This window comes from Micromonospora sp. B006 (assembly GCF_003408515.1).
Taxonomy (GTDB): Bacteria; Actinomycetota; Actinomycetes; order Mycobacteriales; family Micromonosporaceae; genus Micromonospora; species Micromonospora echinospora_A.
Window position 1 is genome coordinate 3,789,290 of record NZ_CP030865.1, and the last position, 16,131, is coordinate 3,805,420.

The following is a 16,131-nucleotide window of genomic DNA, read 5'->3' on the forward strand; positions in this document are numbered from 1 at the left end:
GTCAGACCGACGGGTTCAGTTCAGCGTTGGTGATCGCGCCGCCCTCGACACCCCACTTGCCGAGCGCCGCCTTGTAGCTGCCGTCGGCGATGACCGCCTGCACGGCCTCCTTGAGCACCTCGGCGAACGCCTGCTGCTCCTTGTTCACCGCGTAGCCGTACGGCGCCGACTCGTAGATGTCGCCGAGCACCTCGAGCTGGCCGTTGCTCTGCTTCACCGCGTACGCGCCGACCGGGGAGTCAGCCAGCATGGCGTCGTTCTTGCCGCTGCCCACGGCGGCGGTGGCGTCGCTCTGCGCCTGGTACTGGTCGATCTTGATGGCCGGCTTGCCGGCGTCGGTGCACTTCTTCGACCGGGCGGTGATGTCGTCGAGCTGGACCGTACCGACCTGCACGGCGATCTTCTTGCCGCAGGCGTTCTCCGGGTCCACCCCGGCCGGGTTGCCCTTCTTGGTCGCCCACTGCGTGCCCGCCGAGTAGTAGCTCACCATGTTGACCGTCTTGAGACGGTCGGCGTTGATGGTGAACGACGAGACGCCGACCTCGTACTTGCCCGAACCCACGCCGGGCAGGATCGCGTCGAACGGCGCCGACTCGTACTCGGCCTTGAGGCCGAGCTTCTGCGCCACCGCGTTGAACAGCTCCACGTCGAAGCCGACCACCGTCTTGCCGTCGGCGTCGAGGAACTCGGCCGGGGCGTACGTCGAGTCGGTGCCGACCTTGATCACGCCGTCGGCCTTGATCGCGTCCGGCACCTTCGCGGCGAGGTTGGAGTCGGCCGTGGCGGACACCGACGGGCCGTCGCCCGGCTCGGCCGAGTTCTCCTTCTCGCCGCAGGCGGCGAGGGAGAGCAGCAGGACGGCCGCACCGGCGACGCCGAGCGCCGCCCGCCGTCCGGGGTTGGGGTGGAACATGGCTGTACTCCTTATTGCGAGGGGTCGGTCGGTCAGGCCACGCCGAGGTAGGCCTCTTTGACCGAGGGGTCGTGCAGCAGGTCCGTGCCGGAACCGGTCTTGACGATCCGGCCGGTCTCCAGCACGTACGCCCGGTGGGCCCGCGCCAGCGCCTGCTGGGCGTTCTGCTCCACCAGCAGGATCGTGGTGCCCTGCTGGTTGATCTCCGTGATGATCGTGAAGATCTGCTGGATCAGCATCGGCGCGAGACCCATCGACGGCTCGTCGAGCAGCAGCAGCTTCGGGCGGCTCATCAGCGCCCGGCCGACCGCGAGCATCTGCTGCTCGCCGCCGGACAGCGTGCCGCCGGCCTGCTTGCGCCGCTCGGCCAGCCGCGGGAACAGGTCCAGCACCCGGGCCAGGTCCTGCGCGACGCCGGCCTTGTCCCGCCGGGTGTACGCGCCCATGTCCAGGTTCTCCAGCACCGACATGCCGGGGAAGATCCCCCGGCCCTCGGGTGCCTGGCACAGCCCGCGCCGGACCCGCAGGTCGGCCCGGAGCTTGGTGATGTCCTCACCGGCGAACTTGATCCGGCCGGAGGCGACCGGCCGGATGCCGGAGATCGCCCGCATGGTGGTGGACTTGCCGGCGCCGTTCGCGCCGATCAGCGCGACGATCTCCCCCTCGTCCACGGTCAGGCTGATCCCGTGCAGCGCCTGGATCCGCCCGTAGAGCAGGCTCACGTCCTCGATCTCAAGCAGCATCGTCCGGCACCCCCAGGTACGCCGCGACCACCTTCGGGTTGTCCCGCACCTCGGCGGGCAGCCCCTCGGCGATCTTCCTTCCGAACTCCAGGACCACGATCCGGTCGGTCACGCCCATCACCAGGCGCATGTCGTGCTCGATCAGCAGCACCGTCACGCCCTGGTCCCGGATCTGCCGGATGAGCTGGAGCAGCTCCTCCTTCTCCGCCGGGTTGAAGCCGGCGGCCGGCTCGTCCAGGCAGAGCAGCTTCGGGTCGGTGGCCAGCGCGCGGGCGATCTCCAGCCGTCGCTGCTCGCCGTAGGACAGGTTGCGGGCGAACTCGTGCATCCGCTTGCTGATGCCGACGAACTCCAGCAGGCGCTCGGCCTTCTCCCGGCCCTCGCGCTCCTCCTTCCAGTGCCGCGGCAGGCGCAGCAACGCGGAGATCACGCTGGTCTTGTGGTGCGCGTCCGCGCCGACCTGGACGTTCTCCAGCGCGGTCATCTCCGGGAAGAGGCGGATGTTCTGGAACGTACGCGCCATGCCCATCCGGGTGATCTTGTGGCGCTTCTTGCCACTGATCTTCTGGCCCAGGAACCGGATCTCGCCCTCGGTGGGCTGGTAGATGCCGGTCATCGCGTTGAAGCAGGTGGTCTTGCCGGCGCCGTTCGGGCCGATCAGACCGAGGATCTCCCCCTTGTAGAGGGTGAAGTCCACGTCGTTGAGGGCCACCACGCCGCCGAAGCGCAGCGTGACGTGGTCGACCTCCAGCAACGGCTCCCGCTCGCTCACCGTCTCGACGACGGGGGCCGCCGCCTGGACCGGAACTTTCGGATTCTGCTCGGTGTCACTCACCGACGATCACCTCCTTGCGGCGGTCCTTGAACTCCGCCGCCCGTCGCCGGTTCGGAATCAGGCCCTGCGGCCTGAAGATCATCATCACCACGAGCACCAGGCCGAAGAAGAGGAACCGGTACTCGTACAGCTCCACGCCGAACAGCTCGATGCCGCGGAACCGCTCGATCATGTACGCCACCAGGCCACCGCCGACGATCGCGCCGACGATGTTGCCCGATCCGCCGAAGATGACAGCGGCCAGGATGATGATCGAGTTCAGCAGCTCGAAGTTCTGCGAGTTGACGAAGTTCTGCTTGCCGGCGAACAACGCGCCGGCCAGGCCGGCGATGGCCGCGCCGGAGGCGAACGCCCACAGCTTGAACTTGAACGTCGGCACGCCCATCAGCTGGGCCGCGTCCTCGTCCTCGCGGATCGAGATCCAGGCCCGGCCGACCCGGCTGTGGGTCAGGTTCCGCACCCCGATCACCACCAGGATGATCAGCGTGAGCACCAGCCAGTAGTACGGGCGGGCGTCGAGCACGCCGAACCACGGCCGGCCGTCGGCGTACTGGCCGGGCGGGTGCGGGATCTGGTTGAAGCCGCGCTGTCCCTTGAGGAACTCGGAGCTGACCGCCGCGATCCGGATCATCTCGGCGAAGCCGAGCGTCACCAGCGCCAGGTAGTCGCCGCGCAGGCGCAGCGTCGGCGTGCCGAGCATGACGCCGGAGACCATGGTCAGGCCGATCGCGATCGGCACCACCGCCAGCCACGGCCACAGCGTCTTGAGGTCGCTGCTCGGCGAGGTCAGCACCGCTACCGTGTACGCGCCGACGGCGAAGAAGCCGAAGTAGCCGAGGTCGAGCAGGCCGGCGAAGCCGACCACGATGTTGAGTCCGACCGCCAGCAGCACGTAGATCGAGACCGTGAACATCACCTGGGTGAAGTTCGCTCCCGGGGTCGGGATCGGCCCGAGGTACTGGTAGAACTCCTTGTTCGGCAGCGCGTAGAAGAACGCGATGACCGCGACCAGCAGCACCCAGCGCACCCAGCGCGGCGCGTGGTGCCAGCGCTCCGAGATCGCGTGCCGGCCCTGCCGCAGCTTGTCCGCCGCCGTCTCCCGCCGCTCCGGCGGGTCGATGGTGGTCGTCATGCGCGTGCCCTCCCCAGTGATTCGCCGAGCAGACCGGTCGGCCGGAACATCAGCAGCACGACCAGCACCGCGAACGCGGCGAAGTCCTTCCACTGACTGCCGAACAGGCCCGCGGCGTAGTTCTCCACGACGCCGAGCAGCAACCCGCCGACGAGCGCGCCGCGCAGGTTGCCGATACCGCCGAGCACCGCCGCGGTGAACGCCTTGAGGCCCAGCAGGAAGCCGACGCTGTAGGTGAGCGTCTGGATCCGCACGTCGTAGAGCAGGCCCGCGACGCCGGCCATGGTGCCACCGGCGATGAAGACCATCAGGATGATGCGGTCCTTGTTGACGCCCATCAGGGCCGCCGTGTTGGCGTCCTGGGCCACCGCCCGGATGCCGCGGCCGGTACGGCTGCGGTTGATGAACTGGTCCAGCGCGAACATCATCACCAGCGCGGAGCCGACAGTGAGCAGCTGCACCGCGTCGATCGGCACCCCGGCGATGTGGAACAGCGGCTTCGAGCTGACCAGGATCGGCGCGCCCTCCGGCCGGCGCCGGGTGTAGACGCCGAACGCCTCGGAGATGGCGATCGAGGCGCCGATGGCGGTGATGAGGAACGCCAGCGGCGGCGCGTTGCGCTTGCGCAGCGGCCGGTACGCCACCCGTTCGATCACCGTCGCGGTGCCCGCCGAGGCGATGGCTGCCACGATCATCGCCACCAGCAGGTAGAACAGGATCGAGCCGAGGCCGCTGACCTGCGAGTTCTGGTCGAGTCCGAATCCGTTCCAGGTCCAGATCGCGGCGAACGCGCCGGCGATGAAGACCTCGGAGTGGGCGAAGTTGATGAGCCTTAGCACGCCGTACACAAGCGTGTAGCCGAGCGCGACCAGGGCGTAGATGGCGCCCTGCGTCAAGCCGGTCGTGGTGAGTTCCCCAAAGTTGGAGAACAATCCGTCGAAGTCCAAGGGAGGGACGCTCCGTCGCTCAAGAGAAAAAGAGGGTGCGGCCGGGAGCCAGCTCCCGGCCGCACCCGCGATCACTACTCAATCGCCAGTCCAGCGATCGAACGCTCAGGACTTGGGGATCTCCTGGTCCGGGACGACCTTGCCGCCCTGCACCTTGAACGCCCAGACCTTGACCTGCGCCGGGTCGAGCTCGCCGCCCTCGACGAACTTGTAGCTGGCGGCCACGCCCTCGCCGCTGTAGCCCTTCACGAACTCCAGCAGGTCGGCGCGGGTGCTCTTGCCGGCCTTGATGCCCGCCAGCAGGATGGTCGCCGCGTCGTAGGCGGTGTCGCTGTAGGTGCCCGGGTCGGTGCCGTTGAGCGCCTTGAAGTCGGCGGCGAAGGTGCCGCGCGCCTCGGTGGACGGAGCGCAGGGGCAGGTGAGGATGGTGCCCTCGGCGGCGGCAGCACCGGCGGAGGTGATGTACGCGCCGTCGTTCACGCCGTCACCGGCGACCAGCGGAGCGGTGACACCGGCAGCGGTGAGCTGCTTACGGATCAGGCCGGCCTCCTGGTAGTAGCCGCCGTAGAAGACCGCCTTCACGTTGGCGGCCTTGACCTTGGTGACCACACCGGAGAACTCGACCTGCTTGCCCTCGCCCTGGACCTTGTCGCTGCCCACGACCGAGGCGCCGAGCACCTTCTTGACCTCGTCGGCCAGGCCGGCGCCGTACGCGGACTGGTCGTCGATGACGTAGACCCGGTCGGCCTTCATCACGTTCTTGATGTAGTTACCGGCGGCGGGGCCCTGGCTCAGGTCGTTGCCGACCGCGCGGAAGAACGTCTTCCAGCCCTGCTCGGCGAGGCTGGGACGGGTCGCGGAGGGGGTGATGGTGACCAGACCGGCCTCGTTGAACAGCGGACCGGCGGCCTCGGACTCGCCCGAGTAGGCCGGACCCACGACACCCAGGATCTTGGTGTCATCGATCGCCTTCTGGGCCAGCTGCGGCGCCTGGTCCGGGCTGCCCTGCGAGTCGAGCTCGGCGAGCTCGACCTTGCAGTCCGGGTTCTCCTTGTTGTACTTGTCGACGGCCAGCTTGACGCCGTTCTTCTCGTTGATGCCCAGCGCGGCCGAGCTACCGGTCAGCGCGCCGAAGAAAGCGATCTTGCTCCCGCAGGCGCTGCCCCCGGAACCCTCATCGTCGCTGCCGCTGGAACAAGCGGTGCCACCGGCGACGAGCGCCAGCATGGCGACCCCGCCGATCACGCGTGCGAGCTTCTGCCTCAAGGCCCGAACCCTCCTCCGTCCATGATCCGAACCACCCACCGCCGATTGGCCCTTGCGGGGTGGACGAACCAAGACCGTCGTCGCCGGTCTGGGGCGGGACGTTATCCCACCGCGAGCGGCGGCGTAAGACCTGGAAAGCGGGGTTGACCGAACCGTTACACGCGGTGGCGGATTCAAGCCGATCGCCGTAAGAACCGTAGGCGGGGAAAGGCTTTCACCAACTATTCCTCGGTAACGGGCCAATCCCCGATCACCCCCTACCGATCGATGGTCGGCAACACCCCCCACCAGGCACGGGACGTTTTCCCGTCGTCAGCGACCACGAACAGCCCGTCGTCGCCGACGGCCACCGCCAGCGCGGCGTCGCCACCGTCCGGCACCGGCACCGGAGTGATCACCGGAAGCCACGACGTGCCGCCGTCACGCGACATCCAGAGCCGTCGCTGAGCCCCGTCACCGGTCACCGCGACGAGCCGCCGACCCGCCGCCGCGAGCGCGTCCACCGACGACACCCCGGGACCCGATGTACCGAACCCGCCGACCCGCCGCCACCGCTGCGCCGCACCCGCCGGCCCGGCCGACGGCGAGCCGCAGTCGTCGCACCCGCGCCACACCGCGAACCGGTCGCCCACCGGCCCGAGGACCACCGGCCCGCCGTCGGCCCGCGCCACCCGCTCCGCCGCCCCGGCGGCGCCCTTCGGCACCGGCAACGCCGCCCGCCGCCACACCCGGCCGTCGGCCGAGAACCACGCGAGCGGCGCCCGAGCCGCCCCGCCGGGCGGCAGCAGTGACCCCACCACCAGCCAGCCCGAGCCCACCGCCGCCACGTCATAGGCAGCAGTCCGGCCCCGGCCGTCACTTCCCAGCTCGTCGACGCCCTCGCGCAGGACGAACCCCTCGGCGTCCGGCGACGTCCACACCGCCGCGCCGCCGACGCGCGCCCCGGCGACCAGCCACCCGCCCGGCCCGGCCGCCAGCCCCGACGCGCTCACCGCGCGCGGGCCGCCGAACAACTCGAACGCCGCCGGCGCCTCCCGCAACGGCCCGCCCGGCCGCCAGACCCACGTCCCGGTACGCGGATTGCCGTGCACGCCACCCGTCTTCGCGCCCAGCGCCGCCATCCCGTCGCCCCGGCAGGCCACCGCGTAGAGCACGTGCTGGCGGCCGTAGAACGTCTGCGCGCGTACCGGGATCGGCGACCAGGTCACACCGTCCGATGAGGACCACGCCGCCGGCCGGGTCTCCCCCGCCGGATCGATCAGCCCGCCCACCACGTACCAGCGGCCGGCGCAGCGCGCCACGTCACGTGCCACCGGGCGACCTGCGGCACCGGCGGGAAGCGCCAACTCCACGGCCCGCCACTGCGGACGCACCGGCGCGGGCACCGGAAGCGGCCGCGGGGTGGCGTGACAGGCTGCCAGGAGCAACGCGGCGGCGGTCACGGCGACGAGCGCCGGCCGGACGCGCGCGGAAGGCATGGATCCGATCCTATCGATCGGACGCCTCCCGGCAGGTCAGGAAGCCGGCTGCTCGACCTCGCCGCCGGTGGTCTCGGCGAGGATCCGCTCGGCGACCTCCTTCATGGTCATCCGGTGGTCCATCGCGGTGCGCTGGATCCACTTGAACGCCTGCGGCTCGGTCATGCCGTACGTCGTCATCAGCGCGCCCTTGGCGCGCTCCACGGTCTTGCGGATCTCCAGCCGGTCGGTGAGGCCGGCCACCTCCGACTCCAGCGCGGCGATCTCCGAGTAGCGGGACAGCGCGATCTCGACCGCCGGCACCAGGTCGCTCTTCTGGAACGGCTTGACCAGGTACGCCATCGCGCCCGCCGCCCGCGCCCGCTCCACCAGGTCACGCTGGCTGAACGCAGTCAGGATGATCACCGGGGCGATGCGCGCGCCGGCGATCCGCTCGGCGGCGGCCAGCCCGTCCATGATCGGCATCTTGATGTCGAGGATGACCAGGTCCGGCTTGAGCTCCTCGGCGAGCTTGACGGCGGTCTCGCCGTCACCGGCCTCGCCGACCACCTCGTAGCCCTCTTCGACGAGCATCTCGGCCAGGTCCAGCCGGATGAGCGCCTCGTCCTCGGCGATCAGAACGCGCTTGCGCTCGGCGTCCGCCTGCATCTCGCCCACGAGCCACTCCCACCGGTTCGAACTCGACACCCGCCCTGCCGGGTGTCGCCGCCTTCAGCCTAGCGGGTAGGCTGTCGAGGCCGAATCACGGAACGCCCTCGTAGCCCAACTGGCAGCAGGCAATGGATTCAAACTCCATACAGTGTGGGTTCGAATCCCACCGAGGGCACCAGAAATGTCATACAGGCGTTCGACCATGGGGCTGTGCATCCACCCGAACTGCGCGCCCGGGCGCGGCGTCTCTACCTCGACGGCGCAACCGTCGCCGAGGTGGCGCGGACCGTGGGGCTCTCCTATCCGACGGTCCGCCACTGGTGCAAGGATCGGCCGACGCCGAAGCAGCAGGGCACCGCGCTGCGATGCTTCCGCTGTCGTGACGACATGCACGCTCCGACAGACCCGGCGGCCTACGCCTATCTCCTCGGCCTCTACCTCGGCGACGGGCACCTCGTGACCAGGGCCCGGGTGCCGGTGCTCCGGATCGCCTGCAGCGAGTGCTGGCCGGGCCTGATCGAAGCGTGCGACGACGCCATGCGAGCGGTGCTGGCCGAAAAGGTGCAGCGGGTCTCAAAACCGGGCTGCGTCAATGTGCAGAGTTACGGCAAGCACTGGCCGTGCCTACTACCGCAGCACGGGCCCGGCAAGAAGCACGAGCGTCCGATCGTCCTGACCGACTGGCAGCGGCCCATCGTCGAGGCCCATCCGGGCGACTTTTTGCGCGGCCTGTTCCACTCCGACGGCTGCCGTTTCGCCAATCAGGTGGTCGTGCGCGGCAAGCGCTACGTCTATCCGCGCTACATGTTCGCCAACGAGTCCGCCGACATCATGGGTCTCTGTCAGTGGGCGCTCGGCCTGCTCGGCATCGCCTGGCGGATGAATCGCCGCAACTCGCTGTCGGTGGCCCGCCGGGAGGCAGTGGCCGCCCTCGACCAGCACGTCGGCCCGAAGTCGTGACCGGCCGCCGACGCGGGCGACCGGCGCGCGTCAGATCCGCGCCAGCGCCCGGGCGAGATCCGCCCGCAGATCCTCCGGGTCCTCCAGGCCGACCGAGACGCGCAGCAGCCCGCCGCACGGTTTGGCGTCGCCCTCGACCGGCCGGTGGGTGAGCGAGGCCGGGTGCTGGATCAGCGTGTCGACGCCGCCGAGCGACACCGCGTGCGTGATCAGTTCGCAGGCGCCGGCGACCTCGGCCGCGGCGGGCGCGCCGCCGCGTACCTCGAAGGCGAGCAGGCTGCCGGTGCCGGACATCTGCCGGCCGACCAGCCCGGCCGGGTCGTGCAGCGACGGGTGGTGGACGCGCTCGACGGCGGGGTGCCCGGCGAGCCAGGCGGCGAGCTTCTCCGCGCCGGCCTGCTGGGCGCGGACGCGCAGCGGGAGGGTCTGGATGCCGCGGTGCAGCAGGTACGCGCCGAGCGGGTGCAGGACGGCGCCGGTGACGGCGCGGACCTGGCGCAGCCGGGCGGCCCACTCGGGGGCGCAGGCGATCACACCGGCGAGGACGTCGCCGTGGCCGCCGATGCTCTTGGTGGCGCTGTGCAGCACGAGCGCGGCGCCGTGGCGGGCGGGCTGCTGGAGCACCGGGGTGGCGACGGTGTTGTCGACGAGCAGCGGGACGTCACCGGCGGCCTCGGCGAGCGCGGCGATGTCGACCAGGTCGAGGCTGGGGTTGGCCGGCGTCTCGACCAGCACCAGGGCGGTGTCGGGGCGGATCGCGGCGGCCACGCCGGCTGGGGTGGCCCAGTTGACCTCGGTGCCGAGCAGGCCGGTGGCGAGGACGTGGTCGGTGCCGCCGTAGAGGGGGCGCACGGCGACGATGTGACGCTTGCCGTCCCGGGTGGCGGCGAGCAGGGCGGCGGTGAGCGCGGCCATGCCGCTGGCGAAGGCGACGGCCTCGGCGGTGCCTTCGAGCTGGGCGAGCGCGGTCTCGAACCGGGCCACCGTCGGGTTCCACAGGCGCTGGTAGACGGCGCTGCCGCCGGCCGGGAGGGTGCCGCCGGTGGCGAGCGTCTCGTAGTCGTCACCGCCGCCGGCCACCGAGGGCAGCGGGTTGGTGGTGGACAGGTCGATGGGCGGGACGTGGACGCCGAGCCCGGCGAGGTCGGCGCGCCCGGCGTGTACGGCTGCGGTGTCCACGGAAGTCATGACGGAACTGTCGAACATGACGACGGCGGCAGGCAAGAGCAGCGAAGAAGATTCTGTCCGTCGCGCTTTCGCCCGACGAGGGTTCGGTGAAAGATGGTCACATGCCTGCCGCACCGAATGATGTACGGCCGTTCGCCGGCCTGGACGACACCGACCGCGCGATCCTCACCGAGCTGGCGGCCGACGGCCGGCTGCCGAACAACGCGCTGGCCGAGCGCGTCGGGGTGGCGCCGTCGACGTGCCTGACGCGTACCCGGGCGCTGCGCGAGTGCGGGGCGATCCGCGGGTTCCACGCCGAGGTGGACCCGGCGGCGGTGGGTCTGCCGTTGCAGGCGCTGGTCTCGGTGCGGCTGACAGCGCACGAGCGGGCCGCCGTGGACGCGTTCCGCGCCCGGTCGGTACGGCTACCAGGGGTGGTATCGGTGTTCCACGTGGCCGGCGCGGAGGACTACGTGCTGCACGTGCGGGCCGCCTCCGGTGACGCGCTGCGGGACTTCGTGCTCGACCATCTGGCTGTCGATCCGGCGGTGCAGCACACCCAGACCAGCCTGATCTTCGAGCAGGCCCGGGGTATGGGATAGCGCACCCGGCGGAACAATTCCGGCACGTGGCCTGTTGCACCACGCTGTGATCGACGTACCCATGTCTGTTCTTGATCTTGCCCCGGTGGCGGCGACCGGCAACGCCGGTGAGGCGCTGCGGTACACCACGGAGCTGGCCCGCCGCACCGAGGAGCTGGGCTACCGCCGGTTCTGGGTGGCCGAGCACCACAACATGCCGGCCATCGCCAGCTCCGCCCCGGCGGTGCTGCTCGCGCACCTGGCCGCGAACACCAGCACCATCCGGCTCGGCTCCGGCGGGGTGATGCTGCCCAACCACGCGCCGCTGGTGGTGGCCGAGCAGTTCGGCACCCTGGAGGCGCTGCACCCGGGCCGGATCGACCTGGGCATCGGCCGGGCGCCCGGCACCGACCAGGTGACCGCGCTGGCGCTGCGCCGCACCATGGAGGGCCTGTCCGCCGAGCACTTCCCGCGCGAGCTGGCCGACCTGATGAACTACTTCTCCGGCGCCGAGCCGGGCCCGATCACCGCGACGCCGGGCCGGGGCCAGTCGCCGCAGGTGTGGCTGCTCGGGTCCAGCGGGTTCAGCGCGCAGCTGGCCGGCCTGCTCGGGCTGCCGTTCTCGTTCGCGCACCACTTCAGCTCGCAGAACACGATCCCGGCGTTGCAGCTCTACCGGCAGAACTTCCGGCCGTCGCAGTGGCTGGACCGGCCGTACGCGATGGTGGCGGTGAACGCGGTCTGCGCGGAGACCGACGAGCGGGCCGAGTGGCTCGCCGGGCCGGCCGGGCTGTCGTTCCTGAAGCTGCGGTCGGGGCGGCCGGAGCCGCTGGTCACGCCGGAGGAGGCGGCGGCGTACCCATACTCGGAGTTCGAGCGGGAGTTCGTCGCCCAGCGCCGCGACGGGCAGGCGACCGGCTCGCCGGAGACGGTGGCCCGGCAGCTCGGGGAACTGCTGGAGCGCACCGGCGCGGACGAGCTGATGCTCACCACGATGGTCTACGACGTGGCCGACCGGGTCCGCTCGTTCGAGCTGATCGCCGAGAAGGTGGCGGGCGGGCTGCGCCGGGAGGGCTGAAACACGCTCTTCATAGCCACGTCACCGCAGCGTCGCGCGGGACGCATAACTTTATCCCCGGTGGTGGTACGGCATTCCCGGTCGGGACGGGTCGGGAATGCTGCGGTGTGGAGCACCGGGTCGCCGGCGGAGCGGATTCCGCGGCCGGCGACCCGGTGCCTGCCGTTTCAGCGCAGGTAGATGTTCGGCGCCGGCGGGGTGCTCATGCCGTCGCCCAGGTGGAAGCCCGGGTGCGGCGGCTGGTTGTACGCGGTGTTCTGCCAGGCCACCGCCACCCGGTACTGCGGGTCGTGCATCAGCGTCGGCAGTCGCAGGCCGGTGGTGACCGGCGTGCTGTAGATCCGTAGCGCGGTGCTGTCGCTGGTGCGCCAGACGACCTCCTCGCGCCAGTCGCCGAGCAGGTCCGCCGAGAGGGCCGGGGTGGACTTGGTGCCGTTGTTGGACGCGACGCCGCTGCCGGTGAGCAGCCGGGTCTCGCCGCCGGTGCCGTACTTGTCGATCTTCGTGGCGTCGAGCAGTTCCCGCACCGGGTCGCCGTCCCACCAGATCAGGAAGTTCGCCGACGACGGTTTGCGCCCGACGTTCTGCCCCCGGGTGTTCAGCAGCCCGTCGACCGCCGACGACCACGACTCCGCGCCCGGGCTGCCGGCCCAGACGTCACCGGAGACGCCACGTCCGTTGTCGCCGTTCGGCGCGGTCTGCCAGAGGATCTGGCCGGTACGCGCGTCGGCCATCCAGGAACTGGGCTTGCTGCCGTCCTCGTCGACCTTGAACACCTCCAGGCCGGAGCGGGAGGGGTCGAGGTCGCCGACGTGCAGCGCGTCGCCGTGGCCGTTGCCGGTGGAGTACAGCAGCCGGCCGTTGTCGTCGATCGTGGCGGCCCCGTACACGATTTCCTGGCGGCCGTCGTTGTCGACGTCGGCCACGGAGAGCTGGTGGTTGCCCTGGCCGGCGGCGGCGCCGTTGCCGGAGGCGTTCGAGTCGAACGTCCAGCGCTTGCGCAGCGTGCCGTCGCGGAAGTCCCAGGCCGCGACGACGGCCCGGGTGTAGTAGCCGCGCGCCATGATCAGCGAGGGGCGTTGCCCGTCCAGGTACGCGGTGCCGGCGAGGAACCTGTCGACCCGGTTGCCGTACGAGTCGCCCCAGGACGAGACGGTGCCGCGCGGCGGGTCGTAGTCGGCTGTGGACAGCGCCGCGCCGGTGCGGCCGTCGAACATGGTCAGGTACTCCGGGCCGGCGAGCACGTATCCGCTGGAGTTGCGGTGGTCGGCCGAGCCGTTGCCGATCACCTGGCCGGTGCCGGAGCGGGTGCCGTCGGCGGTCTTCATGGCCACCTCGGCGTCCCCGTCGCCGTCGTAGTCGTACACCTGGAACTGGGTGTAATGGGCGCCGGCGCGGATGTTGCGGCCCAGGTCGATGCGCCACAGCCGGGCGCCGGTGAGCGTGTACGCGTCGACGTAGACGTTGCCGGTGTAGCCGGACTGCGAGTTGTCCTTGGCGTTCGACGGGTCCCACTTGAGCACGAACTCGTAGCGGCCGTCGCCGTCGAGGTCACCGACGCTCGCGTCGTTCGCCGAGTAGCTGTACCCCTCACCGCTCGGCGTGGTGCCGCCGGGCGGCGGCTGGATCGGCACGTCCAGGTAACCGTTGGCGAACTGGAGCGCCGGGGCGGACGCCGCCTGCTCGGCGCCGTTCACCACGGCCCGCACGGTGTACGCCGATCCGGCCGCCGCGCCGCTGTCCAGGTACGTGGTGGCGCCGGTGATCGGGCTGGCGTTCACCTTCGTGCCGTCGCGGTAGAGGTTGAACGACACGCCGGTGGTCTCGGTGCCGAGCAGCCGCCAGGAGACCAGGTTCCCGCTGCCGGAGCGGACGCTGACCAGCCCTCGGTCGAGCTTCTCCATCTGCTTCGCGCCGGCCGGCGGGTCGGTGGGCGGTGGTGTGGTGGGCGGTGGTGTCGACGGTGGCGGGGTGCTGGGCGGCGGTGTCGACGGTGGCGGCGTGGACGGCGGCGGGGTGGACGGCGGCGCGCTGGTGGACGGCGCGCCGGTGCAGGCGGTGCCGTTGAGCGTGAACGCGGACGGTACCGGATTCGACGCGTTGTTCCACGAGCCGTTGAAACCGAAGTTCGCGGTGCCGCCGGCGCCGAAGGCCGCGTTGTAGCCGGCGTCGCGGGCGCTCACCTGCGCGCCGGACTGGCTGACGGTGGCGTTCCACGCCTGGACGATCTGCTGGCCGGCGGCGAAGCTCCAGCCGAGGGTCCAGCCGTTGACCGGGTCGCCGAGGTTGGTGACTGTCACGTCGGCGCCGAAGCCGCCGCTCCACTGGTTGGTGATCCGGTAGTCGACCCGGCAGGCGGCAGCCGCCGCCGCGGCGGTCATCGTGGTGAGCGCGCCGGCCGACAGGGTGACCGCCGAGGCCGCGGCGAGCAGCGCGAGCCGGCGGCGTGGGGTGGTGAGGTGCACGGGGATGCCTTTCGCGGAGGTCAGGCACGCGACGACGCCGGCCTGCCCGGACCGGCGGGGAAGGTACGTGCCCTGCTGCGACGAGCGACGTCAACGTATCGACGTCGGTGATTCGGCTCCGCGCTCCGTCAGCCTAGGTCACCGCCGGACACACCCACAAGCGCGGTGGAGCGGTGCAGCGGCGGCCGGCGAGACAGAGCCCTCCCGGGCGAAGACGCGGCCGGGTGATGGCCCGGCCCCTGACCGCGAGCAGCTCAGCCGTCGACGGCGGCGGCGAGCTTCCGCGACTCCGCGGCCTCGGCGGTCTCGGCGGTGGCCACCGGCTCCGGCACCTGCCCCGACTTCGCGGCCTCCACCGGCTCGACGGACTCCCCCGGCTGGGCGGGCTCCCCCGCCTCGGCCGCCGACGCGGAGGCCAGCGCGGCCTCGGCCGGCGACGCGGAGGCCAGCGCCGCATCGACGGTGGCGCGGGCGCGCCGGGTACGGCGCAGCGCACGCACCGCCAGGACGATGGCGACCACCCAGGCGACGCCGAGCAGCGCGTAGACCACCACCGGCACCGAGCCGCTCACGCCACCGGCGCTCAGCAGGGTGCGGGCGTTGGTCAGCACGATCACGCCGCCGATCACGGCGCCGAGCAGCTGGGCGGGAACGATGCGGACCAGCCAGGCCGCGATCGGCGCGGCGATCAGGCCACCGACCAGGAGCGCGGCCACTGTGGGCAGCAGGAAGCCCTCGGTGCCCAGGCCGATCAGGAAGCCGACGCTCGCCGCGCCGGCCACGACGAACTCGGAGGTGTCCACCGAGCCGATGACCTTGCGGGGTTCCATCCGGCCGGAGACCAGCAGCGCCGGGGTGGCGACCGGGCCCCAGCCTCCGCCGCCGGTGGCGTCGACGAAGCCGGCGACCAGTCCCAGCGGGGCGAGGAAGCGGCTACGCAGCCGGCCGGCGGCGCGGTTGGCCCGCAACGGCCGGGAGAACCGCACCAGCAGGTACGCGCCGAGCGTGAACAGGATGGCCGCCATCCACGGCGCGGCGGCCTCGGTGGAGATGGAGCTGAGGAACGTGGCCCCGGCGAACGCGCCGATCGCGCCGGGCAGCGCGATCCGGCCGACCACCCGCCAGTCGACGTTGCCGAAGCGCCAGTGCGAGACGCCCGCGGCGAGCGTGGTGCCGATCTCGGCCAGGTGCACCGAGGCCGACGCGGCGGCCGGCGCGACACCGGCGAACAGGAGCAGCGTCGAGGAGGTCAGCCCGTACGCCATGCCGAGCGAGCCGTCGACCAGTTGCGCGGCGAGCCCGACGAGGGCGAGGACCAGCAGCTTGCGCACGAGCGCCCCCTGACTTTTCGGCATCTCCTATCAACTTGGTCGACAATGCGGCACGGAGGCGGTCCCGGTCAAGTCCCCCATCCGGTTGGTAGGACGCGCCGGACGGCGCGATCAGCTCCAGGCGCGCGGGTCGGCAGCCAGCTCGTTGACCCGGCCGGGCAGGGCGCCGGAGGCCACGTCGGCGATCGTGACCAGCTCCAGGATCTCCCGCTCGCTGGCCCGCAACGCGATCCAGACGTCCTGCAACGCGCGGGCCGCGCCCTGGTAGCCGAGCTGTTCCGGACGCTGGCCGCGCACGTGCGCGAGCGGACCGTCGATGACGCGGATCACCTCGGCCAGGGAGATCTCCCCCGCCGGCCGGGCCAGCCAGTAGCCGCCCTCGGGGCCACGCTGGGCGTGCACGATGCCGCCCCGGCGAAGCTGGAGCAGGATGCTCTCCAGGAACTTCGGCGGGATTTCCTGGGACCGGGCGATCTGCTCGGCGGTCACCGGGCGACTCCGCTCGGCGGTCCCGTCCGCGACCGAGGCCAGCTCAGCGGCCGCGCGGAGGGCATAGTCGACCCGGGCGGAAAGACGCATACGGC

Annotated in this window: 15 protein-coding genes and 1 tRNA gene; 4 read left to right on the plus strand and 12 right to left on the minus strand. The window is 71.4% G+C overall.

From position 1 onward, the window contains the following. Position 1: 1 nt before the first annotated feature. From MicB006_RS16785 to MicB006_RS16820, 8 genes are all read right to left on the minus strand, one after another. Positions 2-913 carry an ABC transporter substrate-binding protein gene (locus MicB006_RS16785; RefSeq protein ID WP_116507337.1) on the minus strand — a complete coding sequence of 304 codons (912 nt, stop codon included), beginning with the start codon at positions 911-913 and terminating at the stop codon, positions 2-4. Between the two features lie 32 nt (positions 914-945). Further along, positions 946-1,656: an ABC transporter ATP-binding protein gene (locus MicB006_RS16790; protein WP_116507339.1), complete on the minus strand. Its 711-nt coding sequence runs from the start codon at positions 1,654-1,656 to the stop codon at positions 946-948. Continuing rightward, a complete protein-coding gene (locus tag MicB006_RS16795) occupies positions 1,646-2,491 on the minus strand; it encodes an ABC transporter ATP-binding protein (protein WP_116507341.1) in 846 nt (281 codons plus the stop codon). The genes MicB006_RS16790 and MicB006_RS16795 overlap by 11 nt, the downstream gene beginning before the upstream one ends. Next, on the minus strand, positions 2,484-3,623 hold the full coding sequence (locus MicB006_RS16800; RefSeq protein WP_116507343.1) for a branched-chain amino acid ABC transporter permease: 1,140 nt from the start codon (positions 3,621-3,623) through the stop codon (positions 2,484-2,486). Before MicB006_RS16800 ends, MicB006_RS16795 begins: the two co-directional genes overlap by 8 nt. Next, on the minus strand, positions 3,620-4,570 hold the full coding sequence (locus MicB006_RS16805) for a branched-chain amino acid ABC transporter permease (protein ID WP_116507345.1): 951 nt from the start codon (positions 4,568-4,570) through the stop codon (positions 3,620-3,622). Before MicB006_RS16805 ends, MicB006_RS16800 begins: the two co-directional genes overlap by 4 nt. Positions 4,571-4,675: 105 nt before the next feature. Further along, positions 4,676-5,836, minus strand: coding sequence for a branched-chain amino acid ABC transporter substrate-binding protein (locus MicB006_RS16810; protein ID WP_116507347.1), 1,161 nt, complete (start codon positions 5,834-5,836; stop codon positions 4,676-4,678). Between the two features lie 257 nt (positions 5,837-6,093). Then, entirely contained in the window at positions 6,094-7,314 is a 1,221-nt protein-coding gene (locus MicB006_RS16815; protein ID WP_116507349.1) for a hypothetical protein, read from the minus strand. Positions 7,315-7,350: 36 nt separating this feature from the next. Next, the gene (locus MicB006_RS16820) at positions 7,351-7,971 is read right to left on the minus strand and encodes an ANTAR domain-containing response regulator (RefSeq protein WP_030503803.1); all 621 of its coding nucleotides are present in this window, start codon (positions 7,969-7,971) and stop codon (positions 7,351-7,353) included. 94 nt (positions 7,972-8,065) lie between these two features. On the opposite strand from MicB006_RS16820, the gene MicB006_RS16825 reads away from it, so the two are divergent. Both MicB006_RS16825 and MicB006_RS16830 read left to right on the plus strand, forming a co-directional pair. Then, positions 8,066-8,143, plus strand: a tRNA-Leu gene (locus tag MicB006_RS16825). Further along, positions 8,116-8,925, plus strand: a complete 810-nt coding sequence (locus tag MicB006_RS16830) for a helix-turn-helix domain-containing protein (protein ID WP_225980395.1) — start codon at positions 8,116-8,118, stop codon at positions 8,923-8,925. Before MicB006_RS16825 ends, MicB006_RS16830 begins: the two co-directional genes overlap by 28 nt. Before the next feature lie 30 nt (positions 8,926-8,955). On the opposite strand, the gene MicB006_RS16835 is transcribed toward MicB006_RS16830, so the two are convergent. Next, entirely contained in the window at positions 8,956-10,131 is a 1,176-nt protein-coding gene (locus MicB006_RS16835) for a PLP-dependent aspartate aminotransferase family protein (RefSeq protein ID WP_116507353.1), read from the minus strand. Positions 10,132-10,214: 83 nt separating this feature from the next. Between MicB006_RS16835 and MicB006_RS16840 the strand changes: the two genes are divergently transcribed. Both MicB006_RS16840 and MicB006_RS16845 read left to right on the plus strand, forming a co-directional pair. Beyond that, positions 10,215-10,694: an Lrp/AsnC family transcriptional regulator gene (locus MicB006_RS16840; RefSeq protein ID WP_047894721.1), complete on the plus strand. Its 480-nt coding sequence runs from the start codon at positions 10,215-10,217 to the stop codon at positions 10,692-10,694. 61 nt (positions 10,695-10,755) lie between these two features. Continuing rightward, on the plus strand, positions 10,756-11,751 hold the full coding sequence (locus MicB006_RS16845; RefSeq protein ID WP_192900086.1) for an LLM class flavin-dependent oxidoreductase: 996 nt from the start codon (positions 10,756-10,758) through the stop codon (positions 11,749-11,751). Between the two features lie 167 nt (positions 11,752-11,918). Here the strand turns inward: MicB006_RS16845 and MicB006_RS16850 are convergent, their stop codons facing one another. The 3 genes from MicB006_RS16850 to MicB006_RS16860 all read right to left on the minus strand — a co-directional run bounded on the left by MicB006_RS16850 (position 11,919) and on the right by MicB006_RS16860 (position 16,126). After that, on the minus strand, positions 11,919-14,216 hold the full coding sequence (locus MicB006_RS16850; protein ID WP_116507355.1) for a cellulose binding domain-containing protein: 2,298 nt from the start codon (positions 14,214-14,216) through the stop codon (positions 11,919-11,921). A gap of 254 nt (positions 14,217-14,470) precedes the next feature. Further along, positions 14,471-15,547: a sulfite exporter TauE/SafE family protein gene (locus MicB006_RS16855; protein WP_116507357.1), complete on the minus strand. Its 1,077-nt coding sequence runs from the start codon at positions 15,545-15,547 to the stop codon at positions 14,471-14,473. 111 nt (positions 15,548-15,658) lie between these two features. Then, entirely contained in the window at positions 15,659-16,126 is a 468-nt protein-coding gene (locus MicB006_RS16860) for an Rrf2 family transcriptional regulator (RefSeq protein WP_073830937.1), read from the minus strand. Positions 16,127-16,131 lie beyond the last annotated feature (5 nt).